At 73.0% G+C, this 24,160-nt stretch carries 21 protein-coding genes; 5 read left to right on the plus strand and 16 right to left on the minus strand.

The window, feature by feature from the left end; translation table 11 throughout:
• Window positions 1-59: 59 nt before the first annotated feature.
• Both serS and AH6_RS27600 read right to left on the minus strand, forming a co-directional pair.
• Complete coding sequence (serS, locus tag AH6_RS27595; RefSeq protein ID WP_067485589.1) at window positions 60-1,319, minus strand: serine--tRNA ligase; 1,260 nt, start codon at window positions 1,317-1,319, stop codon at window positions 60-62.
• Window positions 1,316-2,929, minus strand: a complete 1,614-nt coding sequence (locus AH6_RS27600; protein WP_067485591.1) for a carboxylesterase/lipase family protein — start codon at window positions 2,927-2,929, stop codon at window positions 1,316-1,318. The genes serS and AH6_RS27600 overlap by 4 nt, the downstream gene beginning before the upstream one ends.
• A 113-nt stretch (window positions 2,930-3,042) precedes the next feature.
• Here AH6_RS27600 and AH6_RS27605 point away from each other — a divergent pair, with 113 nt between their 5' ends.
• Entirely contained in the window at window positions 3,043-3,618 is a 576-nt protein-coding gene (locus AH6_RS27605; RefSeq protein ID WP_067485593.1) for a TetR/AcrR family transcriptional regulator, read from the plus strand.
• A gap of 5 nt (window positions 3,619-3,623) precedes the next feature.
• Here the strand turns inward: AH6_RS27605 and AH6_RS27610 are convergent, their stop codons facing one another.
• Both AH6_RS27610 and AH6_RS27615 read right to left on the minus strand, forming a co-directional pair.
• Entirely contained in the window at window positions 3,624-4,430 is an 807-nt protein-coding gene (locus AH6_RS27610) for a class I SAM-dependent methyltransferase (RefSeq protein ID WP_067485595.1), read from the minus strand.
• A 21-nt stretch (window positions 4,431-4,451) separates the two neighbouring features.
• The gene (locus tag AH6_RS27615) at window positions 4,452-4,955 is read right to left on the minus strand and encodes a CGNR zinc finger domain-containing protein (RefSeq protein ID WP_067485597.1); all 504 of its coding nucleotides are present in this window, start codon (window positions 4,953-4,955) and stop codon (window positions 4,452-4,454) included.
• 105 nt (window positions 4,956-5,060) lie between these two features.
• Between AH6_RS27615 and AH6_RS27620 the strand changes: the two genes are divergently transcribed.
• Entirely contained in the window at window positions 5,061-5,918 is an 858-nt protein-coding gene (locus AH6_RS27620) for an alpha/beta fold hydrolase (protein WP_067485599.1), read from the plus strand.
• Between the two features lie 69 nt (window positions 5,919-5,987).
• Window positions 5,988-6,518, plus strand: coding sequence for an HPP family protein (locus tag AH6_RS27625; protein WP_067485601.1), 531 nt, complete (start codon window positions 5,988-5,990; stop codon window positions 6,516-6,518).
• A gap of 64 nt (window positions 6,519-6,582) precedes the next feature.
• Here AH6_RS27625 and AH6_RS27630 read toward each other — a convergent pair whose 3' ends face one another.
• From AH6_RS27630 to AH6_RS27655, 6 genes are all read right to left on the minus strand, one after another.
• The gene (locus AH6_RS27630; protein WP_067485603.1) at window positions 6,583-8,190 is read right to left on the minus strand and encodes a hypothetical protein; all 1,608 of its coding nucleotides are present in this window, start codon (window positions 8,188-8,190) and stop codon (window positions 6,583-6,585) included.
• Between the two features lie 125 nt (window positions 8,191-8,315).
• Window positions 8,316-10,268, minus strand: a complete 1,953-nt coding sequence (locus AH6_RS27635) for a hypothetical protein (RefSeq protein WP_067485605.1) — start codon at window positions 10,266-10,268, stop codon at window positions 8,316-8,318.
• The gene (locus AH6_RS27640; RefSeq protein WP_067485607.1) at window positions 10,265-11,899 is read right to left on the minus strand and encodes a hypothetical protein; all 1,635 of its coding nucleotides are present in this window, start codon (window positions 11,897-11,899) and stop codon (window positions 10,265-10,267) included. Before AH6_RS27640 ends, AH6_RS27635 begins: the two co-directional genes overlap by 4 nt.
• Before the next feature lie 84 nt (window positions 11,900-11,983).
• Window positions 11,984-12,910 (minus strand): prephenate dehydratase, encoded by a 927-nt coding sequence (gene pheA, locus AH6_RS27645; RefSeq protein ID WP_067485609.1) that lies wholly within the window; start codon window positions 12,908-12,910, stop codon window positions 11,984-11,986.
• A gap of 72 nt (window positions 12,911-12,982) precedes the next feature.
• Window positions 12,983-13,441 carry a DUF4446 family protein gene (locus tag AH6_RS27650; RefSeq protein WP_083983508.1) on the minus strand — a complete coding sequence of 153 codons (459 nt, stop codon included), beginning with the start codon at window positions 13,439-13,441 and terminating at the stop codon, window positions 12,983-12,985.
• Window positions 13,441-14,847 carry a glycosyltransferase 87 family protein gene (locus tag AH6_RS27655; RefSeq protein WP_083983509.1) on the minus strand — a complete coding sequence of 469 codons (1,407 nt, stop codon included), beginning with the start codon at window positions 14,845-14,847 and terminating at the stop codon, window positions 13,441-13,443. Before AH6_RS27655 ends, AH6_RS27650 begins: the two co-directional genes overlap by 1 nt.
• Before the next feature lie 39 nt (window positions 14,848-14,886).
• On the opposite strand from AH6_RS27655, the gene AH6_RS27660 reads away from it, so the two are divergent.
• On the plus strand, window positions 14,887-17,061 hold the full coding sequence (locus AH6_RS27660; RefSeq protein WP_067485613.1) for a hypothetical protein: 2,175 nt from the start codon (window positions 14,887-14,889) through the stop codon (window positions 17,059-17,061).
• Here the strand turns inward: AH6_RS27660 and mptB are convergent.
• The 3 genes from mptB to AH6_RS27680 all read right to left on the minus strand — a co-directional run bounded on the left by mptB (window position 16,949) and on the right by AH6_RS27680 (window position 19,753).
• Window positions 16,949-18,589 (minus strand): polyprenol phosphomannose-dependent alpha 1,6 mannosyltransferase MptB, encoded by a 1,641-nt coding sequence (gene mptB / locus AH6_RS44165; RefSeq protein ID WP_157431760.1) that lies wholly within the window; start codon window positions 18,587-18,589, stop codon window positions 16,949-16,951. The genes AH6_RS27660 and mptB overlap by 113 nt on opposite strands.
• Window positions 18,586-19,320, minus strand: coding sequence for a glycosyltransferase family 2 protein (locus AH6_RS27675; protein ID WP_067485619.1), 735 nt, complete (start codon window positions 19,318-19,320; stop codon window positions 18,586-18,588). The genes mptB and AH6_RS27675 overlap by 4 nt, the downstream gene beginning before the upstream one ends.
• 97 nt (window positions 19,321-19,417) lie before the next feature.
• Window positions 19,418-19,753 (minus strand): STAS domain-containing protein, encoded by a 336-nt coding sequence (locus AH6_RS27680; protein WP_067485648.1) that lies wholly within the window; start codon window positions 19,751-19,753, stop codon window positions 19,418-19,420.
• A 263-nt stretch (window positions 19,754-20,016) separates the two neighbouring features.
• Here AH6_RS27680 and AH6_RS27685 point away from each other — a divergent pair, with 263 nt between their 5' ends.
• A complete protein-coding gene (locus AH6_RS27685) occupies window positions 20,017-20,409 on the plus strand; it encodes a hypothetical protein (RefSeq protein ID WP_067485622.1) in 393 nt (130 codons plus the stop codon).
• A 107-nt stretch (window positions 20,410-20,516) separates the two neighbouring features.
• On the opposite strand, the gene AH6_RS27690 is transcribed toward AH6_RS27685, so the two are convergent.
• From AH6_RS27690 to AH6_RS27700, 3 genes are all read right to left on the minus strand, one after another.
• A complete protein-coding gene (locus AH6_RS27690) occupies window positions 20,517-21,935 on the minus strand; it encodes an FG-GAP-like repeat-containing protein (RefSeq protein ID WP_067485650.1) in 1,419 nt (472 codons plus the stop codon).
• Window positions 21,936-22,180: 245 nt separating this feature from the next.
• Window positions 22,181-23,290, minus strand: coding sequence for a sensor histidine kinase (locus AH6_RS27695; protein ID WP_067485624.1), 1,110 nt, complete (start codon window positions 23,288-23,290; stop codon window positions 22,181-22,183).
• A complete protein-coding gene (locus AH6_RS27700; RefSeq protein WP_067485626.1) occupies window positions 23,290-23,997 on the minus strand; it encodes a response regulator in 708 nt (235 codons plus the stop codon). Before AH6_RS27700 ends, AH6_RS27695 begins: the two co-directional genes overlap by 1 nt.
• Window positions 23,998-24,160: the final 163 nt, after the last annotated feature.

Genomic DNA, 24,160 nt, shown 5'->3' on the forward strand with positions numbered 1-24,160 from the left:
GGGCCGGAAAAGACCGGAGGACCGCCCCCTTCCCCAGGGGCGGCCCTCCGGCGTCTGTGTCAACGCTTGACCGGCTCCAGGACTTCCAGCCCGAGGAACTTCTGCAGGGCCTTGGGCACCCGCACCGATCCGTCGGCCTGCTGGTGGTTCTCCAGGATGGCCACCATCCAGCGGGTGGTGGCGAGCGTGCCGTTCAGCGTCGCGACGGGCTGGTTCTTGCCGTCGGCGTCGCGGTGCCGCACCGACAGGCGGCGGGCCTGGAACTCGGTGCAGTTGGAGGTCGAGGTGACCTCGCGGTAGGCGTTCTGGGTGGGCACCCACGCCTCGCAGTCGTACTTGCGCGCGGCGCTGGAGCCGAGGTCGCCGGCCGCCACGTCGATCACCCGGTAGGGCAGCTCGACCTTGGCGAGCATCTGCTTCTCCCAGTCCAGCAGCCGCAGGTGCTCGGCGTGCGCGTCGGCCGGGTCGCAGTAGGAGAACATCTCGACCTTGTCGAACTGGTGCACCCGGATGATGCCGCGGGTGTCCTTGCCGTAGGACCCGGCCTCGCGGCGGAAGCACGACGACCAGGCGACGTAGCGCCGCGGCAGCGCGTCGATGATCTCGTTCATGTGGTAGGCGGCCAGCGGCACCTCGGAGGTGCCGACCAGGTACAGGTCGTCGGCGGGCAACTGGTAGACCTCGGCGGCGTGCGCGCCGAGGAACCCGGTGCCCTCCATCGCCTCCGGCTTGACCAGCACCGGCGGGTACATCGGCACGAACCCGGCCTCGACGGCCTGCTCCATGGCGAGGTTCAGCAGCGCGTACTGGAGGCGCGCGCCCACGCCGGTCAGGTAGTAGAAGCGCGCGCCCGACACCTTCGCGCCGCGCTCCATGTCGATCGCGCCCAGGCTCTCGCCCAGCTCCAGGTGGTCCTTGGGCTCGAAGTCGAAGGCGGTGGGCTCGCCGACGTGCTCCAGGACGACGAAGTCCTGCTCGCCGCCGGCCGGGGCGTCCTCCTCGATGAGGTTGGGCACGCCCTTGAGCACGGTGTCCAGCTCGCCGCCGAGCCGGTCGGCCTCGGCTTCGGCCTCCTTGACCTGCTGCGCCAGCTCCTTGGCGCGGGACAGCAGCGCCTGCCGCTCGTCGCCCTGCGCCCGGGAGACGGACTTGCCGAAACTCTTCTGCTCGGCGCGCAGCCGCTCGAACGACGACAGCGCGGAGCGCCGCCGTTCGTCCAGGGCCAGCAGCGTGTCGACGACGGCCTCGTCCTCACCGCGGGCGCGCTGGGAGGCGCGCAACCGCTCGGGATGCTCTCGAAGGGCTCGCAGGTCAATCACAGGTCCGAGGCTACCGGTGCGGAGCACTCGCTCGCGCGCCAATATGCCGTCGGGCGGGCGGCTCGTGCCTTCACGAGGCACCGTGGAGACGGTTCCAGAAGCGGTAGCCGTGGTCGCGCGCGTCGCCAGGCGCCCAAGGTCAGCGACTGCACGTGCCAGTCGTTCGGGCGCAGGCGCGGCCAGGACGCCTCGCGGCCGCCGTTGGGGTCGCCGGTCGCGGCGAAGCGCACCCAGGCCGCGGTCATCCGCTCGCCGAGCCGGGCCTGCTCGCGGGTCGGCTCACCGAACAGTCGGGCCAGGTCGAACAGGTAGGGCAGCTCGGCCATGTGCTGGGCGCGGGCGGGGAAGCTGGGGGCGGGGTATCCGGCGAACCAGGGCGTGTCCCGCTCGGCGAACTCGTACATGCGGGTGGGCGTCCAGCGGGACAGGGCGCGGGCGGTGTCCAGGGTCGGCGCGGACCAGACGGCGTCGGTCTTCACCCTGGCCAGGGTCTGGCCGGCCGAGCCGCGCAGGGGGTAGCGCCTGAGCACGGCGTCGGCCTTGTCGCCGAACTCCTCCCGGACGGTCCGGACGTAATCCTCGGGTTGCGTGGGCTTGCCGGTGGCCAGCTCCGCGCCGAGCACCATGCCGTTCTCCTCGTCGTGGTTGACGCCGATGAGGACGGGGACGCGGTTGAAGCGCCCGGTGCGCAGCGCCTCGCCGGGCGGGAGCGGGAGCAGCGGGGTCCCGCTGATCAGATTGGGCTCGCGGCGGGCGCCGTACGCGTCGAGCAGGTCGGTCGTCGAGACCTTCGACTCGTCGCGCAGGCAGGCGGCCACGTCGGCGGCTTCGGCGCAGCCCACGTCCTTGATGACCTGGTCGCTGTCGGCCTCGGCCTTGGCGCGGGTGCGCGAGGCGTCCCCGGCGCAGGGCGCGCTCTGGACGATCGCCTTGTCGAAGAGCCCGGCCGACGCGGGCGAGGCGAGGTGGCCGCAGACGCCGTAGCCGCCTGCGGACTCGCCCATGACGGTGACGTTGCGGGCGTCGCCGCCGAACGCGGCGATGTTGGCGCGCACCCAGCGCAGCGCGGCCTGCTGGTCCTGGAGCGCGAGGTTGCCCGACTCCTTCAGGGACGGGTGCGCGAGGAAGGCGAACGCGCCGAGGCGGTAATTCATGGAGACGACGACCGCGCCCTTGGCGGCGAGCCGGTCCGGGCCGTAGAAGTCGCCGGTGCCGTAGACCATGCTGCCGCCGTGCACCCACACGATGACCGGTAGGCGGCCGCGCGCGTCGGTCGGCGCGGTGACGTTGACGACGAGGCAGTCCTGCTCCCGGTCGTTCGGCACGCCGATGGGGTAGCCCTTCGGCTGCGCGCAGGAAGGGCCGGGCGCGGTGGTGTTCCGGACGCCGGACCAGGCGGCGGGCGGCCGGGGCGCGGTCCAGCGGGCGGCGGTGGCGTAGGGGATGCCCTGGAAGGAGCGGACCTGCGGGCCGACGGTGCCGCGCACCGCGCCCGAGGTGGTGGCGACGACCGACGGGTCGGGGGCCGCGGCGGCGGTCCCGGCCGGTTGCACGACCGTCGCGAGCGTCCCGGCCAGGGCGATTCCCGAGCTCCAGGTGGCGATCCTCATCTGCGTCTCCTCGTTTCCGATCAAGCGGTGCGAGGACCGTAACAACGATTTGGGCGATCGCGCAAGACGATCGCCTAAGGCGTTCGCCCAATGGCTTTGGTAGGGTGCCGCGCATGGGCAACCGCGAAGACCTGCTCGAAGGCGCGAAGAAGTGCCTGCGCGAGAAGGGGTACGACCGCACGAGCGTGCGCGACATCGCCACGACGGCCGGGGTGAGCATGGCCGCGATCGGCTACCACTACGGGTCGCGGGAGGCGCTGCTGAACCAGGCGCTGTTCGCGCTGCTCGACGAGTGGGGCGACCGCATGGGGCGGGTGCTGCCCCCGGCGGAGGACGGGCGGGCGGCGGCGCGCGACTTCGGGCGCGTGTGGGAGAGCCTGATCGCGGAGTTCTTCGAGCACCCCGAGTTGTGGCTGGCCTCGGTGGAGCTGTTCATGCAGGCGCAGCGGCAGCCTGAACTGCGGGAGGCGCTGGCGGTGGGCGTCGGCCACGGGCGGCGCGGGATGGCCGGGATCGTGGAGAACGTGCCGGAGGAGTCGGTGCCGGAGCGTTCGGCCCGGACGGTGGGCATGGTGCAGTCGGCACTAGTGACCGGCGTGATGGTCCAGTGCTTGAGCGATCCCGCCAACGCGCCGACCGCGGCCGAGGTGCTGGAGGGGCTGCGCGGCCTGGTCGCGGCCCTGGACTGAGCGGCTTAGCGCGTGCCGCAGGCCAGGAGGGCGTGGGCGGGGAGCGCTATGCGGCCGTCAGCGGTGGCGTAGCGGGTGGCCAGGCGGTCGTAGGCGGTCTTGATGCGGGCGACGGTCGGCGCGTCCTGCCGGCCGACGACCACGCCGTTGCTGCCGACGCGGGCCAGCGCGCCCAGCTCCCACCACTCCTCGGGGTCGACGGGGTGCGTCCAGGTGATGTCCTCGGCGGCGGCGTCGGCGAACCCGGCGGCCGTGACCAGCGCCTCGAACGCGGCACGCTCGCCGTGCTCGGTGAACGGCGGCTCCGGGATGTCGTCCGGCCAGGGCACCTCCGCCTCGTCGATCGCCTCGCGGACCAGGGCGAGCGCGCCGGTGCCGGGCATCCGCCAGCAGGTCAGCGCGAGCCGCCCGCCGGGACGCAACACCCGCCGCAGCTCCCCGAGCGTCACGGCGGGGTCGCTCACGTGGTTGATCACGAAGTTGCCCACGACGGCGTCGAATGCGGCGTCAGGGAAGGGCAGGTCTGGCAGCACCGCCACCTGGACGTCCAGGCCGGGGACGTTGCGGCGGGCGGTCGCGGCCATCTCGGGCTCGGCGTCCACCGCCGACGCGTCCGCGCCGCGCCGGACGGCCTCGGCCGCGACGATGCCGGGCCCGGTGCCGATGTCCAGCAAGCGGGTCCCGGCGGTGACGCGGGCGGCGTCCAGCAGCGGGGCGATGGTGCGGGTCGTCAGCTTGGCGAAGCCCTGCTCGTAGGCGGTGGCCCGGCCGGTCCACAGGTCGCGCTCGTAGGCGTCGAAGTCGGTCGTCACCCTGGTGACGATAGTGACCCGTCAGGTGGTGCGGTGGCGTTGCTGGTAGCGGTCGGTCTTGGCGCGGTTGCCGCAGGCGTCCATGGAGCACCAGCGGCGGCGGCCGTTCTTGCTGATGTCGTAGAACCAGAGCACGCAGTCGGGGTTGGCGCATTTGCGGATGCGCTCGGCCCGTTCGGCGCGCAGCCGGACGAGGTCGGCGGCCGCGACCCAGGCCGGGAGCCACTCGGGGGAGTCGAGCACGAGTTCCTCGACGGGCAGGCCGTCGCGTAGCTGGGGGCGTCGTGCGCCGCGGTCGAGGACGTCGTTCAGAGGTTGCTCGTCGCCGCCGAGCGCGGCGCGCAGGGCGGCGCGGGCGACGATCAGCGGCTCGCGTGCGTCAGGGACGCCGGGCAGGCCGGTCTCGGCGATCCAGGACTCGACGCCGCCGGGCTCGTCGAACAGGTCCACGAGTCGCCCGTGGTGCATCCACTGGGTGTTGACCAGTTCCAGGGCGAGGGGCTCTCCGATCAGGGGACGCGACATGCCGTCCATCCTAACCGGCTAAACAGAGTTGACTGGTTGGCGCACGCCGGGCTACGGTGACGCCATAGCTAACCGGCTAAACGCCTTTAGATGGTTGGAGTTGCCATGAGCACGCGTCACCGCACCGTCCGGATCGACGGCCTGGACGTCTTCTACCGGGAGGCCGGCGACCCCGCCGCGCCCACGCTCGTGCTGCTGCACGGCTTCCCGACCTCCTCGATCGCCTACCGCAGCCTGATGGCGGAACTGGCGGACCGCTTCCACCTGGTCGCGCCCGACTACCCGGGCTTCGGGTTCAGCTCCGCGCCCTCCGTCGACGAGTGGGAGTACACCTTCGACCGCCTGGCCGACGTGGTGGACACGCTGCTCGACACCATCGGGGTGGACCGGTACGCGATCTACGTGCACGACTACGGCGCGCCGGTCGGCTTCCGGCTGGCGCTGCGGCACCCCGAGCGCATCACCGGGATCGTCTCGCAGAACGGCAACGCCTACGAGGAGGGCCTGACGCCGTTCTGGGACCCGATCCGCGCCTACTGGGCCGACCCGACCGGCGACACCTCCGCGCTGCGCGGCCAGACCGCGCGGGAGGCCACCCACTGGCAGTACACGCACGGCGTGCCGGACGTGGAGCTGGTGGACCCGTCCCTGAAACTGCACGACCAGGTCCTGCTGGACCGCCCCGGCAACGCGGAGATCCAGCTCACCCTGTTCCTGGACTACGGCACCAACGTCGGGCTCTACCCCGCCTGGCAGGAGTACCTGCGCACCCACCAGCCGCCGGTGCTGGCGGCCTGGGGGCGGGGCGACGAGATCTTCGGGCCGGAGGGGGCGCGCGCGTTCGCCCGCGACGTCAAGGACGCGGAGATCCACCTGCTGGACGCCGGGCACTTCCCGCTCACCACGCGGCTGCGGGAGAGCGCGGCCCTGATCGGCGACTTCCTGTCCCGCCTCCCCGCCTGAGCCGTCCTTTTCACCGACCCTGCCCGCGTGCGCGCGGGCAGGGTCTCTCCTCGGAACGGAGACCCTTCGATGGCGCCCGGCGCCCCCGACCTCGCCACCGCACCGCCGCCGCCCGCCCCCACGGCCGCCGCGCCCGCCCGTCCCCCGGTCAACGCCGCGCTCGCGACGACGCTCACCGCCACGGCCGGACTGTTCCTGCTGGCCGCCGTCACGTCGGCGACGCACCTGCCGCTGTTCGCACTGCCGTTCGCGGCCAGCGCCGCCATCGTCGCGCTCGCGCCCGCCGTCCCGTTCGCCCAGCCGCGCAGCATCGTGCTGGGCCACCTGACCGCCGCCACGCTCGCCCTCACCCTCACCGCCCTGCTCGGCCCGTCGGTGTGGACGGCGGCGCTGGCGGCGGGCCTGGCGACCGCGCCGATGTTGCTGCTGCGCGCGCCGCACCCGCCCGCCACCGCGACCGCCGCGCTGATCGGCGTCACCGCGCCGGACCCGCTGTTCCTGCTCAGCCCGGTACTGGCGGCGTCGCTGGTCGTGGTGCTGGGCGGCGTGCTGCTGAGCCGCGTGCTGCCGGGCGGCCGCTACCCGAGCTACTGGCGCTGAACACGCGGAAGGGCCCAGAGGACAGGCGCGGCGTCCTCTGGGCCCTTTCCCGTACGGCGGGTGCCTAGCGAACGTCCACGTAGTCGTCGGCGTGCCACTTCATGTAGGCCGACGAGCCCGCGTAGTAGGCGCGCCAGGTGCCGTCCTTGGCGGCCTTGAAGCCGCGGCTGAAGTTCCCATAGCGGTCGGTGGTGGTACTGGCCAGATAGGTCCAGGTCTTCGTTCCCTTAGGAAGGAAGTAGAAGTAGACCTTCTGGCTCGCGAACCCGCCGGTCGGCTTGCCGGTCAGCCGATGCAGTTCGCCCTTGACAGTGACGGTGCCGCCCTTGCGCACGGGCTCGGGCGAGGCGTTGAAGCCATAGATGTAGGTGCGGTCACGGACTTCGATCTGGTCGGCCCAGCCGACAGCGGGGGTGTTCTGTGCGTCGCCGGGAAAGCGGAGCCGCCAATAACCGCTGCTCCGGATGTTGGTGACGTCACCGATGATCTTGCCGCCACGGTAGCTGCGAGCCTGGCTGAGCTTCTTCCAGCCGGTCTTGCCGTCAGCGGAGAACTCCACGTCCAGGACGGCGTTCTCGATCGGGCCGCCGCCGACCTGCTTCAGGTCGCCGGTGATGGTGACGTCCTCCCCACGAACGAGGGGTTCGGGGCCCGCGTTGGAACCGGTGATCTGGGCGGTTCGGCGGCCGGTCACCAGTTCCCCGCCGACTTCCGCACTCTGCCTGTAGAAGCGGGAGTCGTCGACCCAGGCACTCCAGCGGCCGCTGTCGCGCGGGGTGAACGTTCCTCTGAAGGTACCGTCCGGAAGAGTACTGACGATCGTGTTGGCGATGTTGCCCGTACGGTCCACGAACCGTAGCGAGACATCGACTTCCCTGGCCGGGACCACACCGGTGGCGGCCTGCCGCGTCACCCTTCCGGTGATGACCGCGACGGTTCCGGACGGAACCGGCTGCAAGGTGGCGAGCTGCGCCTTTACCTCGGTGGCCTGTTGGACCACCGTGACCGGAGCGCGTTCGGTCCAGGAGCACAGGGGGCCGGCGGCGGGGAAGGACAGGCCGGCATCGTCCACCCATCGGGTGGTCAGTGCGAGGCCGCCGTCAGAACCGGTGGTGGTCTCCGAGACGGCGCCGAGGGAGGTGACGCGCGCGGACGGCACCGGCTGCGGCTCCTCGGCCCGCGACTTGCGGAAGACCAGGCGGCCCCGGACGGTGGTGCTCTGGTGGTCCACGTCCAGGACGGCGGGCTGCGCGGTGAGATCGGCGAAATCGGTGGCGTAGCAGTCCCGGAAGCCGGACGAGGCCGAGGTGGTGGTGCCGTCCTGGCCGGTCACGATGACTTTGACGTAGGTGACGCCGGGGCGGGTCTCGATGTCGGGCCGGTAGGCGATCTGCCAGACACCGTCCTCGTCCGTCCCCGCGCTGCGGGTGAAGCCCGTCAGCGTGGCGTAGGGCGCGTTCGCGGAGCTCAGGTGCCGTAGTTCGGCACGGATCTCCTTGACCCCCGCTTCGGATCGGGCGGCGACGGTGACCGTGGCGACGCGGTCTGCGGCGAGGTTGTCGAAATGAGTGTTCAACCTGGTCAGGGCTATGCTGGCGTGGGCGATGCCGGGGACGGCGAGGACGGTCGAGGTGAGCGTCACGGCGGTGGCGAGGGAGAGCAGGCGGCGCAAAGGGGCTCCGTACGTCCGGGGGTGAAGGGAAGACGAACGGCCCCTGGTTTCGGTTTACCGATAAAAGGTGAAGAAACCGGCCGATATCGCGTTCGGCATGATACCGGCCGGCCTCCTCCGCTGGGTCAGCGGACGTCCACGTAGTCGCCCGGTGCGCTGGAGCCCAGGTAGGTGGCGCTCCCCTTGTAGGTCGCCAGCCAGGTGCCGTCCTTGGCGGCCTTGAACGCCTTGCGGAACGCGCCCTTGGCGTCGGTCTTCACGACCGCCAGCAGCGTCCACTTCGTGGAGCCGGCGGCCTTGAAGTAGACGTTGACCGCCGTGCCCTTCCCCGCCGGCTTCCAGTTGCCGACCTGGCGGACGAGCTTGCCGGAGACGGTCAGGGCGCGGCCCTTGCGGACCGGTTCCGGCGAGGCGTTGAAGCCGGTGAAGCCCGTCCGGTAGCGGGCGACGACGTGGTCGCTGACGCTCTGGGACGCCAGATGGTAGGCGTCGCCGTCGTAGACCGTCCGCCAGTAGCCGGACGCGCTCGCCCTGGCGGTCGCCTTGAAGGCGCCCTTGGCGTCGGCGACGAAGTAGTTGCCCACGTTGCGCCACTTCTTGCCGTCCGCCGAGAACTGCGCGACGACCCAGGCCTGCGGCACCGGCTGCGTGCCGCCCGGGATCTGCCGCGTCACCCGGCCCGCCATGGTGACGGTTCCGCCCATCGCGACCGGCTCGGGTCCGGCGTTCACGCCTTCGACCTTCGTCCGGTACATCAGCGGCAGCGGACCCTTAGTGGGGAGCACCGCCGACGACCGGGAGTAGTCCTTACCCGTGGGTTCGTAGGTGACCTGATAGGTCGGGTTCCAGGTCACGACGACCGGAGCCGAGAAACCACCGTCGGCGGCCGTGACCGAGGAGGCCAGCCGCTTGCCGTCCGGTCCCGCCAGGTGGACCGTCTCGCCCGCGAAGGGCACCCACGTCCCGCTGGAGGTGCGGCGCGTCAGCTTGCCGGTCACGCGCACCGTCTCGCCGACGACCTTCGGAGCGGGGCTGAACGCGGCGGTGAGGAGAGTGAGCTGCGCCCTGTACTCGACCCGGACCTCCCCGGAGGCCGAGGCGATCCTCCCGTTCTCTTCATCGGAGCTGGAGTACACCCGGGCCTTCCTGTCGTACACCCGGGACCGCACACGGAACCGGCCGGCGGCGTCGGTGACGGTGGCCGTCTCGCCCCTGCCCTCGATCCGCGCGCCGGCCATGGGCCGCTGCGTGCCCTCCTCGACCAGCGTCCCGGTCACCTCGACGTCGGGGTGGTCGGCGTCGGCCCACGTGCGGTCGGCCGCCAGCCCGGTGAAGACGGGCTTCATCAGCCGCCGGAAGGGCACGCGCGCCGTGTCGTTCTGGTCGCCCGCCCCGTTCCAGGCGCTGACGGCCACCTCGTAGTCGCCGGGCGGCAGGTCCAGCGGCCGGGTCGTCTTGTACATCACCAGGTCGTAGTCGCCGCGGTCGAACCGGCGGTACTCGGTGACGTCGGTGATCACCGCGAGCGGCTCGGCGCCGCCGGACCGGTACACCCGCGCCTCGGTCCGCGCGACCGGCAGGGCGGTCTCGACGTCGAACGTCACGGTGGTCGGGCCCTCCGGCCGGTTGGTGCTGGAGGCCTCGCTGTAGGCGGAGGGCGTGTCCAGCAGGAACCGCACCGGCGTGTAGTCCACGGAACCGATCTCGGCCTTGACGGTCTTCTCGCCGGAGGCGGTCACGGCCTCGGCGTCGAGAAGGGTCCGGCCTCGCTGGAGCCGGACGTTCTCCGGCGTCCACCAGGAACCGTCCGTCGCGCTGCCCGACCCCAACTTCAGCTTCACGCTCGTGTAGGGCGCGGTCTGGCCGCGCAGCCGCAGGTGCAGGGTGACGCTCGCGACGCCGCCCGGCGCGGCCGCGCGGGTGCCGATCAGGGTTTCCCCGGTCGCCTTGTCCTTGACCGTCCCGCCGGCCTTGGAGAACACGACCTCGCCCTCGGCGCGCGCTGGGACGACCAGGGCCGTCAGCGCGAGCAGGGTGGCCGTCAGTACCGCCAGGAAGCGGTGTGCCCGGATTCTCATCGCACGTCCACGTAGTCGTCGCGGTAGGTCTTGGCGTAGGTGGCGGTGCCGCCGTAGTAGGCGCGCCAGGTGCCGTCCTTGGTCGCCTTGAAGCCCTTGCGGAAGCGGCCGTACTTGTCGGCGGTCGCCTTGCCCAGGTAGGTCCATTTCGTGGAGCCCTTGGGCAGGAAGTAGAAGGAGACCGGCTGGCCGCCGAACGGCTGCCACTTGTCGGTCTTGCGCTGGAGGGCTCCGGCGAGCGTCACCGTGCGGCCCTTGCGGACCGGCTCGGGCGAGGCGTTGAAGCCGTTGACGGCGGTCGCGTTGCGCACGTCCAGCGTCAGGGGCGCGGTGAAGGCGTCACGGTGACCGCTGCCCGTGTGGTGAAGCCGGAAGCGCGCGTCGGTCTCCGCGACGAACGAGGTCGTGAAGCGGCCCTGCGCGTTGGTGGACGCCCAGTCCCACGACTTCCAGTGCTTGCCGTCGGTGGAGCGCTGCACCTCCACGTTGTGGTCGTTCAGCGGCGACCAGGTGCCGTCGGCGTTCTGCCGGGCCAGCCGTCCCTTGATCGTGACGGTGCCGTTGGGGTCCACGGTGCGCGGCGTCAGCGCGAACTCGTCCAGCCGGGTGCGGTGGAGCGAGGCGTGCGCGGCGCGGGCCGTGGAGAGGAGGTAACCCGTGCCTCCGGCGAGCGCCTTCCAGTAGCCGGGGGCGGGCGCGGGAAGGGTGAGCGAGTAGCGGCCGTCCGCGCCGGTCTTGACCGGGTAGTCGGTGTCCAGGCCCGACTCGATGCCGTAGTGGCGCAGGGTGATCGTGCGCGCGGCCAGCGGTCCCCAGGTGCCCGACAGGCGCTCGGCCTTGCCGGTCAGGGTGATGCGGTCGCCGACCGTGGGCGCGGCGGGAACGGTCAGGGTCACGCGGGTCGGCAGGGCGCGGACGGTCACGTCCAGGCCGGTGTCGGTGCGCGCGTAACGAGCGTCGCCCTCGGTGACCACTCGATACGAGCCGCCGCCGTGCACCCGGTAGGGCAGGCGGAACCGGCCGTCCTGGTCGGTGGTGGTGCGGAGGGCCAGGTCGCGGTCGCTGCGCACGTCCAGGCCCGCCAGCGGCTTGCCGTCGTGCAGCAGGCGTCCGGTGACGACGGTCCGGTCGTCCTCCACGGTGACGGTGCCCGGGGTGGCCTTCATCTCGGCGAAGGCGGGGGCCAGCCGCCGCTGGACCTGGTCGCTGCCCTCGCCGGTGAGGCCGCCGGCGTTCTGCGCGCGCACGACCACCGTGTAGTCGCCCACCGGAAGGTCCACCGGCGCGTCCGACTCCCACAGGGTGTAGGTCGGCGGCCCTTCCTTCGTCATGCGGAACGAGCCCAGGCTCATGACGGGGTCAGTCTCGCCGACGCGGTGGACCCAGCCTTCGACCTTGGTGATCGCCTGCCGGGATGTCAGGCTGACGCGGACCCGGAATGGTCCCACCGGCTGCCGGGTGGGCGTGCCGGCGGCGTCCAGGGCGTGCGGCGGTCCGACGAGCGGTTGCGCGACGGCCTGGCGCGACGCGGCGGCGGGCCGGGCCTGGTCGGCATGGGCGAGGGCGGGCGCCGACAGCGCGGCGACCGGAACGAGGGTCAGCGCGGTGGCGAGGGACAACAAGCGGCGCAACGTACCTCCATGGGGGATATGGAGGTGACGCGCCTAAATGATCTTCGGTTTACGCGTTACGAGCGGTGGGAGGACACGTTTCGGTCACGGCGCATGGCCCGTGCGCACCGACTCCAGCCAGGCCGACGCCTCGGTGAAGTCCGCGTCGTGCGTGCCCCGCCGGATCTCCGGGCGCACCTGGTCCGCGCGCGCGTACGAGCCCAGGAACCGCACGTCCGAGCACACCCGGCGCAGCCCCATCAGCGCCTCGCCCACCCGCGCGTCCGACACGTGGCCCTCGAAGTCCATCCAGAACAGGTACGAGCCCAGCCCCGCGCCGGTCGGCCGCGACTGGATCAGCGTCAGGTTGATGCCGCGCATCGAGAACTCGGTGAGGATCTCCAGCAGCGCGCCCGGGTGGTCCTCGCCGATGAACGCCGCCACCGTCGTGCGGTCCATGCCGGTCGGGGCCGGGGGCACGCACGGGCGGCGCAGCGCGATGAAGCGGGTCACCGCGTCGGCCACGTCGTGGATGTCCTCGGCCAGCACTTCCAGGCCGTACCGGGCCGCCGCGAACGAGCCCGCCAGGGCCGCGTCGTAGTGGCCGTCGGCGACGTGCTGGGCGGCCTCGGCGTTGGAGGTCGCCGCGCGCCACTCGGCGTCCGGCACGTGCTCGGCCAGCCAGCGGCGGCACTGCGGCTGCGCGTGCGGGTGCGAGGCGACGGTCTTCACGTCGGCCAGCGCCGTGCCGGGCCGCACCAGCAGCGCGAACGACACCGGCAGGTTGACCTCGCCGACGATCTGGAGCGGCTCGCCGGTGGTCAGCTCGTCCAGCGTGGTGGGCACCGAGCCCTCGACCGAGTTCTCCAGCGCGACGACCGCCGCGTCCACCTCGTCGCGGCGCAGGGCGTCCAGCGCGGCGGGCACGGTGGCGTACGGCAGGTGCGCGGCCCCCGCCGCGTCCGGGAACGAGCGCAGCGCGGCCTCGGTGAAGGTCCCCTGCGGCCCGAGATAGGCGTATCGCTGTGGCATGTGGAACTCACTCCTCCGCCCCCGCGAGGAGCGCACGGTGTCAGGGTGACGAGTTTACGCGCCCGGGGCGGGTCAGGCGCGCGCGGTGGAGGCGCGGCCGTTCCCCCCGAAATCGGGCAGCGGATCGTCCATCGACACCACCGGGCCCTTGCCGAGGCGCGCGGCGCGCAGCGCCTGGCTCTCCTCGGGCGAGAGCATCTCGACCGGATGGCCGTCCCGCACGACCTTGGCGTAGGTGCGGGTCTCGGTCCGGCCGTTGATGGAGCTGATCACCACCCCGTCGCCGGAGGAGTTGATCAGCGCCAGCGAGAACGAGCGGTGGCCCGACATCTCCTTGAGCGCGTCGTAGTGCACGATGGCCAGGTCCCGGAGGGCCTGGGCGTCCACCGCGCCGGTGGCGGCCTGCAACTGCCGCCGCAGCGTGTCGGTGCACTCCGCGACGGCCTGGTTGACGCGGTTGTGGGCCACCACCGCGATGGACAGTCCGGCCACCCCGGCGACCATGCCGGCGACGGCAACCGCGATGAGCATCACGGGGCGAGCGTACCGACCCCGGGGGTCTCGCGCGAAGGTTCCGCTCCATCACCCCGGGGTCGCACCCTGTTGACCAGCCAGACACCCAGCACCAAGATCATGGCCAGCGAGATCAGGCCGAAGGCGTCGCGCAGGATCTGCCCCGGGATCTTCCAGGCCAGGCTCTCCCCGGCGGCGACCACGGTGGTGCCGAGCCAGGGCAGCGGGAACAGGAACGCCACCCACAGGACCCCGGCGAGCACGCAGCGCCGCAGGTCACGGCCGTCGCCCACCAGCGCGCCCATGACCGCGATCATCCACACCAGGTGGTGGATCCAGCCGACCGGCGACAGCAGCACCGACAACAACCCGACGATCGCGACGCCCGCCAGCAGCGCGCTGTAGGCCCCCGGCCCGGCCGCCCGGTCGGCCGCGCGCAGCAGGTCGGTGCCGCCCACCGGACGCGCCGGGCGCACCCCCGCGCCCAGTTCGTCGGCGGTCAGCGTGGCGCGCCGGGACAGCCGGAAGCCCACGTAGGCGACCAGCAGCAACAGGACCAGCCACAACAACGACCGCAGCGGCCCCTCCGGGACCACCCGCGCGAGCATCCCGTTGACCGCCTGGTTGGTAGTGCCGTCGATCGCGCCGGTGCGGTCGCCGCCCTCCAGCAGCGCCCCGAACCAGTAGTCGGCCGAGTCCGACGGCAGCAGCGCGAACGTCGCCAGCGTCGCGGCCCCGGCGGTCAGCACCGCGTTGGCCAGCGCGTCCCGCCGCCCGGTGATCAGGAAGTAGATGAGGAAGACGCCCGGCACCAGCTTGATCGCCACCGCCAGGCCGACCAGCATCCCGCGCGGCCAGCGGGCGCTGCGCGCGGTGCAGTCGGCCAGGCACAACGCCATCAGGATGAACCCGACCTGCCCGAACCGGATCTGGTCGAACGCCGACCACACGTAGGCCGACATCCCGAACAGCACGCCGGTGGCCAGCGGCGCCCAGCGGCCGGCGCGGCGGATCAGGTCGCGGAAGCAGTACCAGACCACCACCAGCAGCGCCGCGTACATGACCACCGTCCACGCGACCTGCGCGTACCACCACGGCAGCAGCGTGAACGGCACCGCCAGCACCGCCGCGAACGGCGGGTAGGTGAACGGCAGCAGCTGCGGCGGCTGGGTCAGCACCTCGTACAGCGGCGCGCCGCGCAGGATCGCGCGCCCGCCGTCGCGGTAGACCTCCAGGTCCACCATCCGCTGGTCGGGCGGGTTGGTCAGCCACTTGGTCACGATGGGCGACACCGCCAGCAGCGCGACGCCGACGCCGAGCAGCAGGATCAGCAGATCCGCCGGCGTCCGCCGTCCCGCGCCCCCGGCCGCGGCCCCGGTCGTGCCGGCGCCCGTGCCCCCGCGGACCTCCGTACCTCCACGCATGTCCCCATCCTGGCGTAAGCCGCCCACTAACCTTGACGCATGGCGCAACGGGGGGCGAAAGTCGGCACGCTCGTTTCGGTCCTGCTCTCGCTCGCCGCGTTGCTGCTGGTCGCGCCGGGGGCGCAGGCGGCCGAACGGGCGAACGGGCGGGTCGTGGTGATCGGCGTGCCCGGCCTGATGTGGATGGACGTCACCGAGCGCGGCGCGCCGGCGTTGTGGCGGCTCACCGGGCAGGGCGGCGCGGCCGGGCTGAGCGTGCGCACCACCGTCCCCTTCACCTGCCCGATGGACGGCTGGCTGACGGTGTCGGCCGGGCAGCGGGCGCGGCTCGCGCACGGCGACTGCGCGCTGCCGTCGGCCCCGCAGCCGGTGCCGGGCGGCGGCGCGGCGGCCCCCGGCTGGGACACGATCAAGACCGACAACGCGGGCACCAAGTACCACGCGCGCGTCGGGCTGCTGGGGCAGGCGGTCAAGAACTCGGGCGCCTGCACGTTCGCGGTCGGGCCGGGCGCGGTCTTCGGTCTCGCCGACGAGGGCGGCCGGGTGGACCGCTACGCCGAGTCCCCCGACAAGACCTCCGCCGCCGACTGGTCGCGGTGCCCGCTGACCGCCGTCGAGGTGGACGAGCTGTTCCGCGTCTACCTGGCGGCCGGCGTGGACGTGAAGGGCGACCAGGTGCCGGTGTCGCCCGCCGAGCGCGCCGCGGCCGTGACGGCGGCCGACCGCCGCGTGGCGCAGGTGCTGGCGGCCGTCCCGGCGGGCACGACGGTGCTGCTGGCGGGGCTGGCGGACACCTCGGGCCGCCCTCACCTGCGGGTCGCGATGGCCACCGGGCCGGGCTACCCGTCGGGGTTCCTGTCGTCCAGCGCCACCCGGCAGCCGGGCCTGGTCACCCTCACCGACCTCACCGCGACCGCGCTGGCCGAGCTGCGGTTGCCGCAGCCGGTGGACGCGGTCGGCTCGCGCTGGGAGGACCACGCGTCGAAGGCGTCGGTCCCCGACAAGCTCGACATGCTGGTGGACGAGAACGTCGCCGCGCAGGCCATCCGGAAGGTGCAGGGCTCGTTCTTCTGGGTGCTGGGCGGCACGCAGATCGTCGCGTACCTGATCGGGGCGCTGATCCTGCGGCGGCGGCGCGACTCGCCGCAGGTGCGGGGGCGGGTGCTGGGCGCCGTCCGGGCGGTGGCGCTGATGGCGGGCGCGGCCCCGGCGGCGTCGTTCATGGCGGGCCTGGTGCCGTGGTGGCAGGCGCCGCGGCCGACTCCGGTGCTGGTCACGACCGTGGTGGCGTTCAGCGCGCTGATCGCGGCGCTGGCGCTGGCGGGCCCGTGGCGGCGGTCGGTGGTCGCGCCCGGCCTCGTCGTCACGGGCGTCACCGCGGTGCTGCTGGCGGTCGACGTGATGACCGGTTCCGGACTGCAACTGAACTCGCTGATGGGCTACACGGCGCTGGTGGCTGGCCGGTTCTACGGGTTCGGCAACCAGGCGTTCTCGCTGTTCGCGGTGGCGTCGGTGTTGTCGGCGGCGTGGCTGGCGCACTACCCGCTGCGGCAGGGGCGCAAGGGGCTGGCGGTCGCGGCCGTCGCGGCGGTCGGCGTGGCGGCGGTCGCGGTGGACGGGCTGCCCATGTGGGGCAGCGACTTCGGCGGCGTGCTGGCGATGGTGCCGGTGTTCGCGATGCTGGGGCTGATGGTGACCGGCCGCCGGGTGTCCTGGTGGAAGCTGGGGCTGTTCGGCGTGGCCGGGCTCGCGATCGTGCTGTTCATCTCGTTCCTGAACTCGCGCAGCGACAACCCGACCCACCTCGGCAAGTTCTGGCAGGACCTGGTGCGCGGCGACGCCTGGGGCGTGGTGGTCCGCAAGTTCCAGTCCATGATCGGGGCGCTGGGCTGGTGGCCGATCGCGCTGGTGCTGGCGGCCGTGGTGGTGTTCGCCTACCTGGTGCTGGCCGATCCCGCGCGGTGGCGGCTGGCCCCGCTGGCGCGGCTCTACGAGGGCTACCCGACGATGCGCGCGGCGCTGCTGTGCGCGCTGACCACCGGCGTCATCGGCACGCTGGTGAACGACTCGGGCGTGATCATCCTGTCGGTGGCGTTGTGCCTCACCGGTCCGCTGGCGCTGGCGGCGGTGTTGCGGACGCTGGAGACCGGCGGGCCCGAAGACACCAGCGAACCAGCACGGCCAGCACCCCGGTCAGCAGCACGGGAGCGATGACCGAGCGCAGCACCGACGGCAGGAACCACTCCAGCCAGCCCGGCAGGCCGATCAGCTTGGGGTCGCGGGCGGGCAGGTAGGCGAGGCTGAGCACGGCGGTGTGGGCCAGCAGCAGCCAGTCGAACCGCGACCAGGCCAGCAGCGCCAGCACCGCCCAGCCGAACCCGTCGTACCAGGGCAACTCGTAGGGCGCGGCGAACAGCCAGGCCAGCACGAGGGCGGCGGCGACGCGTCGGGGCTCGTCGCGCTCGCCGGGCAGCGCGCGGTACAGCAGCCAGAGCAGGGCGAGCATCAGCAGCACCCAGGCGACCTTGACGAACGAGCGGGGCAACACCAGGTCGACCAGGTGCCAGGGCGTCGCGAACGAGATCATCCCGGAGGCGTTGCGGACCTGGTCGAGCGCGTGCGGCCCGGCCGCCCAGAACGCCAGGCCCGCCGTGACCGCCGCGCCGCCGACCAGGACCGCCAGGCGCAAGGCACGGTCCCGGCCGCGCGTTGCGCGCAGCAGGTTCCAGGCGGGCCCGCCGCCGACCAGCGCGGCGGGCAGCTTGACGGCCGCGCCGACGCCGACGAGCACGCCGGTGGCCAGCGCCCCGCCGATCCCGGCGCGGAACACCGTCAGCGCCGCCACCATCGGGGCGACGGCCAGGACGTCGTTGTGCGCGCCCGCCACCAGATGGAAGATCATCAGGGGGTTGGCGGTCCACAGCAGGGCGGCCCGCAACCGCGCGCGGTCGTCGCGCGCGGTGCGGTGCAGAAGCAGCGCGGTGAGCGCGAAGGCGAGCACGTTCAGCACCGACAGCACGAACACCGTCAGCCGTACGGAGTCGCCGCCGACCCACGAGGCGAGGGCCTGCCCGGCGGTGGTGAGCGGCCCGTAGACCGACGGCGTGTCGCGCCACTCCTCGGCCGCGCCGATCACCGGGTCGCCGGGCACCTTGCTCGCGCCGGTCTCGTAGGGGTCGTGCCCGAGGACGACCATGCGCCCGTAGGCGGCGTAGTTCAGGTGGTCGGTGGACCCGAGCGGCGGCATGAACACGAACGCGACCGCCGCCAGCAGCCCGGCCACGACCAGGGGGCGGGTGCGGCACGTCCAGCCGCGCCGCACGGCGACGAAGCACGCGCCGAGACCCGCCGTCCCGGCCAGCACACCGAGCACGACCAGCCCGATCACCAGGTACGGGGAGGGCTCGGCGTTCAGCGAGTAGGGCGGCAGGCCCGGGTCGGCGGCGAGGAACGGCTCGAACGCGGAGGGCCCGAGCAGCGCGGTGAACAGGAAGGACAGGAGGCTCGCCGCGATGGCGGCCAGTCCGGCACGGCCGAGACGCTCGGCGCTTCCGGCGCGCTCGGCGCTTCCGGGACGGCCGGGCCGCACCGCGCCGACGTTCGGGGCGGCGCTCGCGTCGGCACCCGCGCCGACGTTCGGGGCGGCGCTCGCGTCGGCACCCGCGCCGACGTTCGGGTCGGTGCCCGCGTCGGCACCCGCGCTGGCGTTCGGGTCGGCGTTCGGGTCGGTGCCCGGCGTCACCGGGAGCGGCCGCCCCGGAGGCGGGCCAGTTGCTCGACCACGACCGGCTCGCGGGTGGCGAGCGCGCGCGCCACGTCGCGGAACTGGCGGGCGCGGTGGACCTGGGCGTGCCAGTCGGTGCCGGTGGCGCGGTGCGCGAGCGGCACTTCGACCTCGGTGACGCGGAAGCCTTGGCGCAGCAGGTCGATGGTCAGCGCCGTCTCCACGCCGAACCCGGCGGCGAGCGGGCGGGCGGCCTCGAACGCGGCGCGGGTCAGGCAGCGCTGGCCGTTCAGGGGCTGAGTGGAGGTCCAGCCGGTGGCGCGCTCGATGCCGTCGCGCGACAGCCGCACGACGAAACCGTGGCCGCCGAGCTTCACCGTCGTCGAGAAGACGGCGATCGTCATGTCGGCGGTCCCGGCGCGCACCGGCTCGACCAGCGGCGCGGCCTCGCGCGCGGTCTCGGCCAGGTCGGCGTCCAGGAACAGCAGGTGGCGGGGCTCGTCGCGGCCCTCGTCCAGCAGCGCGACGGCCTCGGCGCCGGTCTCCATCGCCGCGCCCTTGCCCCGGTTGCGGCTGTGCCGCACCACGCGGGCCCCGGCGTCGCGGGCGACCCGGCCGGTGCCGTCGGCCGAGCCGTCGTCCACCACCACGACCAGGTCGGCGCCGGGCAGTTCGAGGGCGGCCTTGACGGTGGCCGCGATGCGGTCGGCCTCGTCCTTCGCCGGGATGATCACCGCTACTTCCTGCATACGGCGATGGTAGTGCGCGTCCGGGCGGGCCGCCGGGAGGAACGGCGGCGGCCCGCGGAGGAGATCCCCCGCGGGCCGCCGATCGGTTACGGACGGATCACCCGGCGTTGGGCGCGGGCACGGCGTCGATCACGGTGAAGACCGTGTCCAGCCCCGTCACCTGCAGGATGCGCTTCACGGCGGGCCGGGGCGCGGCGAGTTCGAGCAGGCCGCCACGCTCCTTGAGCCGCTTCATCGCCGACAGCAGCACGTTCATGCCGGTCGAGTCGCAGAATTCCACCCCGCTCAGATCGACCACGATGCGGTCGGTCTCCTCGCGCAACAGTGTCGCCAGAGCGGCCTGCAGCCTGGGTGCGGTGTACAGGTCCAGCTCGCCGCTAGCTGTGACGACGGCGTGACCCCCCTGAGACGAAGTCGAGATGTTTAGCTCCACGTCCGGCACACTATCGGGCGAACGCCCGGGGAGCCAGGCAGTTCGCCAAGTCCCGTGTCATGGGGACGTCTCCGCAGTACACCGCTTTGTGAACTACGTCCCGTTACGGAACGGACACATCGGTACAGCCGCCCCAGGACGCCTTCCGCGCGCCGCCGGGCAACTGCCTGATTCGGCCGCGCGTCGCGTCCGAGTGCGGGACTCTGGAACCCGTGCGAGAAGCACGGACCGGCCGCGGTCACGCATGGGGGGACGGACCGCACATGAGACAAGACCGATACCAGGACCATCTCGACCGGGGACCCGATCCCCGGGAACTCCGCCTGCGCGACCGCCTGGAGGGCGTCCGCACCCGCGCGGAGAAGGCGGGCTCCTGGCGCGCCTCGACGCAGTACCTGTCCCGGCTGGTCAACCGGTCGGGCTTCGTGCCGATCCGCACCAGACTCGCCCGCGAGGACCTGACCTTCCTGGCCGAGGCGCGCGAGGAGGTGCTGGTGTTCGCCGAGCTGGGGCTGCGGCTGCTGGACCTGCACCGGCCGCAGGACGCGGGCGGCATCACCAGCGACCCCGACAGCCCGATCCGCCGCTGCCGCGCGTGCATGTGGCGCTGGCCGTGCCCGACGTTCCGCACCATCGACGAGATGATCGACCACTGACGCGGCGTCGGCGGCCGACGCGCCCGTCGTGTGATGTGGATCAGCGTTCGATGCGGTCGCCGGGTGACGCGGGGCTGACGGCCGATGCGGCCGCCGTGTGATGCAGGTCAGCGGCCGATGCGCCCGCCGAGCTGCGCCTTCTTGCCGCGCACGCCCAGCGAGGCGGGCGCCACGGCCGCCGCGCCCTTGAGCGACAGGCCCGACGCGCCGCCGCGCACCAGCGTGACGCTGCCGTTGCCGCCGTCCTCGTCGGGCGCGCCGACGGACATGTCCGCCGCGCCCTCGCCGGTGTGGTCCAGCAGCGAGACCTGGAAGCCGAACAGGGCGTAGGGCCGGGCCGTGCCCGGGATGCCGCCGGTGTTCTTGGTGACGGCCTGCGCGCCGCGCCCGGTCAGCCCGGACGGGGAGCCCAGCAGCAGGAACGCGCGGCCCACGTCGAAGGTGCGGCCGATGTCCACCTTGGGCGCGCCGACGGCGAGGTCCGCACGGCCGTCGCGGTTGACGTCGCCGACCGCGACCGACTGGCCGAAGTTGTCCTCGTTGATACCGGTGCCGGGCACGCCCGGCGTGCGCTGGTCCAGGGCGTAGGAGCCGCCGAGGCCGAACGGGGTGCCCCGGTGCACGGTGACGCGGCCGCCGGTGGACGGCGAGTCGTAGGTGTTGCCGACCACGACGTCGGCGCGCCGGTCGCCGTCGAAGTCGCCGACGGCGAGCGAGTGCACGGTCGCGTAGACGGTGCGGCCGCGCGTGAAGCCGCCCGAGGCGGTGCCGTGGAAGACGGTGAAGCCGCGGCGGTGCCCGACCTCGGGGTCGTCGGCGTCGTGCCAGGCGTAGACGACGTCGCCGCGCCCGTCGCCGTTGATGTCGCCGGACGCCAGCCAGGACTGGTTGACGTCCCGCGCCGAGCGGGCCCCGGCCAGGACCGTCGCGCGGGCGCGCGAGCCGAAGTGGATCCAGGTGTAGGTGCTGGTACCGGGCACGGTGACGAACAGCTCGGGCGAACCGTCGCCCTGGATGTCACCGGCGGCCAGGGCCTCGCCGAACCGGTGCCGGTGGCCGGGCGTGCGGGCTTCGCCGTAGACGGTGGCGCGGCCGAGCCCGTTCTTGGAACCCCACAGGATGGTGACGCCGCCCGCGTCGGTGTGCTTGCCGGCGTCCTCGTCGGGCGCGCCCACGGCCAGGTCGGCGTAACCGTCGCGGTTGAAGTCGGCCGACGCGAGCGAGTACCCGAAGTGGTCGCCGGTCTCGGCGGCGCCGGGAACGCCCGGGGAGTCCTGGCTGATGACCTTCTTGCGGCGGGTGTCGAGCCCGGTGCGCGCGCCGGGGACGACGCTGACGAACCCGGCGGCGCGCCTGCCGCCCACGGTGCCGTTGGGGCTGCCGACGGCGAGGTCGCGCAGGCCGTCGCCGTTGAAGTCGTACGGCTTGGCCACCCGCGCGGCGGCCTGCGCGGGCACGGCCCCCGCCAGCGTGCCGCCGCCGACCACCGCACTGAGCGCCAGGGCACCCGCCACACGCGAACGCACCGTCACACCTCCAGCTCACGGCGGCCGTATGGCACGCCACGTCCAATAGCTGGGCGGAACGCTACCGTGCGTAAGGATTCGCTTATCAAGCGTGACGCAGACCACAGGGAGTGACATAATGCCTGGTCAGAGCATCATCGAAGCCCGGCGCCCCACGGCAGGACAGCCGATGAAATGACCCAGATCACCTCTGAGGTGCTGGTCACAACGTTGGGTGGCTTTATCGTTTTGTCGACATAGGGCCCCTACACCGGCAGGCGCACCACGAACCGGCAGCCGGGTCCGGTGTTGGCGACGCCGATCTCCCCGGCGTGCGCCTCGACGATGCCGCGCGCGATGGCCAGCCCCAGCCCGGCCCCGCCGCCGGGCGTGCGGGCGGCCTCGCCGCGGAACGCGACGTCGAACACGCGCGGCAGGTCCTGCTCGGGGATGCCGCCGCAGGCGTCGGCCACCGTCACCAGGGCCTGCCCGCCGTCGATCTCGCCGCGCACCTCCACCGTGCCGTCGCTCGGGGTGTGCCGGATGGCGTTCACCACCAGGTTGCGCAGGGCCCGGCCGAACTCGCCCGCGTCCACCTGGACCGGGAGCCCGGCGCGCACGTCCCCGCGCAGCCGCACGCCCTTGGCACGTGCCAGCGCCTCGGCGCCCGCGACGGCCTCGGCGACCAGGTCGGCGAGGCCCACGCGCTCCCGGGACAGGCGGAGCGCGCCCGCGTGGATGCGCGACAGCTCGAACAGGTCGTCCACCATGCCGGTCAGCCGGTCGGCCTCGATCCGGATGCGCCCGTGGTAGCGGCGGACGGTGGCCTCGTCATCGACGACGCCGTCCTCCAGCGCCTCGGCCATGGCGCGCAGTCCCGCCAGCGGAGTGCGCAGGTCGTGGCTGACCCAGGCGACCAGCTCGCGGCGGCTGGCCTCCAGGGCCTGCTCGCGCGCGTGCGCGTCGGCGAGACGCGCGTAGGCGGCCTCCAGCTCGCGCGACAGCTCGGCCAGCTCGGCGGGCAGCCGGGTGGCGGGCGCGCTGAACCCGTCGGCGCGCACGGCGTCCACCAGCACGCGGTTGGCCGCCACCAGCCGCTGTCCCAGCAGGATCGACACCGCCATCGCGACCAGGCCGGAGGCCGTCACGACCGACAGGACCACGGTCAGGTCATGGTCGTTGATCAGCATCATGAGGGCGATCACCACGATGCCCGAGACCGTCGCCAGCACCGTCGCCGCGCCCACCACCGCGAGCTGGGCCGCGACCGACCGCCCGCGCCACCGGTGCAGCAGCCACAGGGCGGCCCCGGCGACCAGCCCGGCCGCCAGCGCCGCGTACCAGGCGACCCAGAACAGGTCGGCGACGGAGAGCATCACGGCCGTTCCCCCGTCGGCTCGTAGCGGTAGCCGACACCCCAGACGGTGACGATGCGGCCGGGCGCGGCCGGATCGTCCTCGATCTTCTCCCGGAGCCGCCGGACGTGCACGGTGACGGTGGAGGAGTCGCCGAACGACCAGTCCCAGACACGGTCGAGCAGCTCGTCGCGGGTGAAGGCGCGCCGGGGGTGACGCAGGAGGAAGGCGAGCAGGTCGAACTCCCGGGCCGTGAGCGTGAGCCGCACGCCACCGCGGAACGCCTCGTGCGCGGCGACGTCCACGACCAGATCACCGTCGCGCAGGATGCCCGCGTTCCCGGCGGACGGGGGCACGGCACGCGCCCGCCGCAGTACTGAGCGAACACGCAAGGCCAGCTCGCGGGGGCTGAAGGGCTTGGTCACGTAGTCGTCGGCCCCGGTCTCCAGCCCCACCAGCCGATCGGTCTCGGCCCCGAGGGCGGTGAGCATGACGACCGGCACGAGGGAGGTCTCGCGCAGCCGGCGGCACACTTCCAGGCCGTCCATGCCGGGCAACATGAGGTCGAGCACGACGAGATCGGGCGGCCGGTCCAGGACACGGCGCAGCGCCTGGCGCCCGTCGGCCACGCACTCGACGCGGTGACCGTCACGCTCCAGGTAGCGGGCGACGACTTCGGCGACGGTCGGATCGTCGTCCACGACGAGAACGTGACCGGATGCGCTCATCGCCTGCTCCGGGGTGCATCGGGTGACTTCACGAGCCCAAGTTACGCGCAGGACCATTACCTTCAGGGATCACGTAACGACCTCGTAAGACACCGGAAGCACAAACGGCGGAAGCCACAGGAGCCGGGGAGGCGGAGCCCGCGACCAGGGGTGCAGGGGCGGA

The organism is Actinomadura hibisca NBRC 15177 (assembly GCF_001552635.1).
Classification (GTDB): domain Bacteria; phylum Actinomycetota; class Actinomycetes; order Streptosporangiales; family Streptosporangiaceae; genus Spirillospora; species Spirillospora hibisca.

What these genes read in the sequence shown, in the direction of transcription:
- AH6_RS27600 (WP_067485591.1), bottom strand. Translation starts at nt 2,929, where the DNA reads ATGAGGATCGCCACCTGGAGCTCGGGAATCGCCCTGGCCGGGACGCTC.
- AH6_RS27605 (WP_067485593.1), top strand. Translation starts at nt 3,043, where the DNA reads ATGGGCAACCGCGAAGACCTGCTCGAAGGCGCGAAGAAGTGCCTGCGC.
- AH6_RS27615 (WP_067485597.1), bottom strand. Translation starts at nt 4,955, where the DNA reads ATGTCGCGTCCCCTGATCGGAGAGCCCCTCGCCCTGGAACTGGTCAAC.
- AH6_RS27620 (WP_067485599.1), top strand. Translation starts at nt 5,061, where the DNA reads ATGAGCACGCGTCACCGCACCGTCCGGATCGACGGCCTGGACGTCTTC.
- AH6_RS27625 (WP_067485601.1), top strand. Translation starts at nt 5,988, where the DNA reads ATGGCGCCCGGCGCCCCCGACCTCGCCACCGCACCGCCGCCGCCCGCC.
- AH6_RS27635 (WP_067485605.1), bottom strand. Translation starts at nt 10,268, where the DNA reads ATGAGAATCCGGGCACACCGCTTCCTGGCGGTACTGACGGCCACCCTG.
- pheA (WP_067485609.1), bottom strand. Translation starts at nt 12,910, where the DNA reads ATGCCACAGCGATACGCCTATCTCGGGCCGCAGGGGACCTTCACCGAG.
- AH6_RS27650 (WP_083983508.1), bottom strand. Translation starts at nt 13,441, where the DNA reads ATGCTCATCGCGGTTGCCGTCGCCGGCATGGTCGCCGGGGTGGCCGGA.
- AH6_RS27655 (WP_083983509.1), bottom strand. Translation starts at nt 14,847, where the DNA reads ATGCGTGGAGGTACGGAGGTCCGCGGGGGCACGGGCGCCGGCACGACC.
- AH6_RS27660 (WP_067485613.1), top strand. Translation starts at nt 14,887, where the DNA reads ATGGCGCAACGGGGGGCGAAAGTCGGCACGCTCGTTTCGGTCCTGCTC.
- AH6_RS27675 (WP_067485619.1), bottom strand. Translation starts at nt 19,320, where the DNA reads ATGCAGGAAGTAGCGGTGATCATCCCGGCGAAGGACGAGGCCGACCGC.
- AH6_RS27685 (WP_067485622.1), top strand. Translation starts at nt 20,017, where the DNA reads ATGAGACAAGACCGATACCAGGACCATCTCGACCGGGGACCCGATCCC.
- AH6_RS27695 (WP_067485624.1), bottom strand. Translation starts at nt 23,290, where the DNA reads ATGCTCTCCGTCGCCGACCTGTTCTGGGTCGCCTGGTACGCGGCGCTG.
- AH6_RS27700 (WP_067485626.1), bottom strand. Translation starts at nt 23,997, where the DNA reads ATGAGCGCATCCGGTCACGTTCTCGTCGTGGACGACGATCCGACCGTC.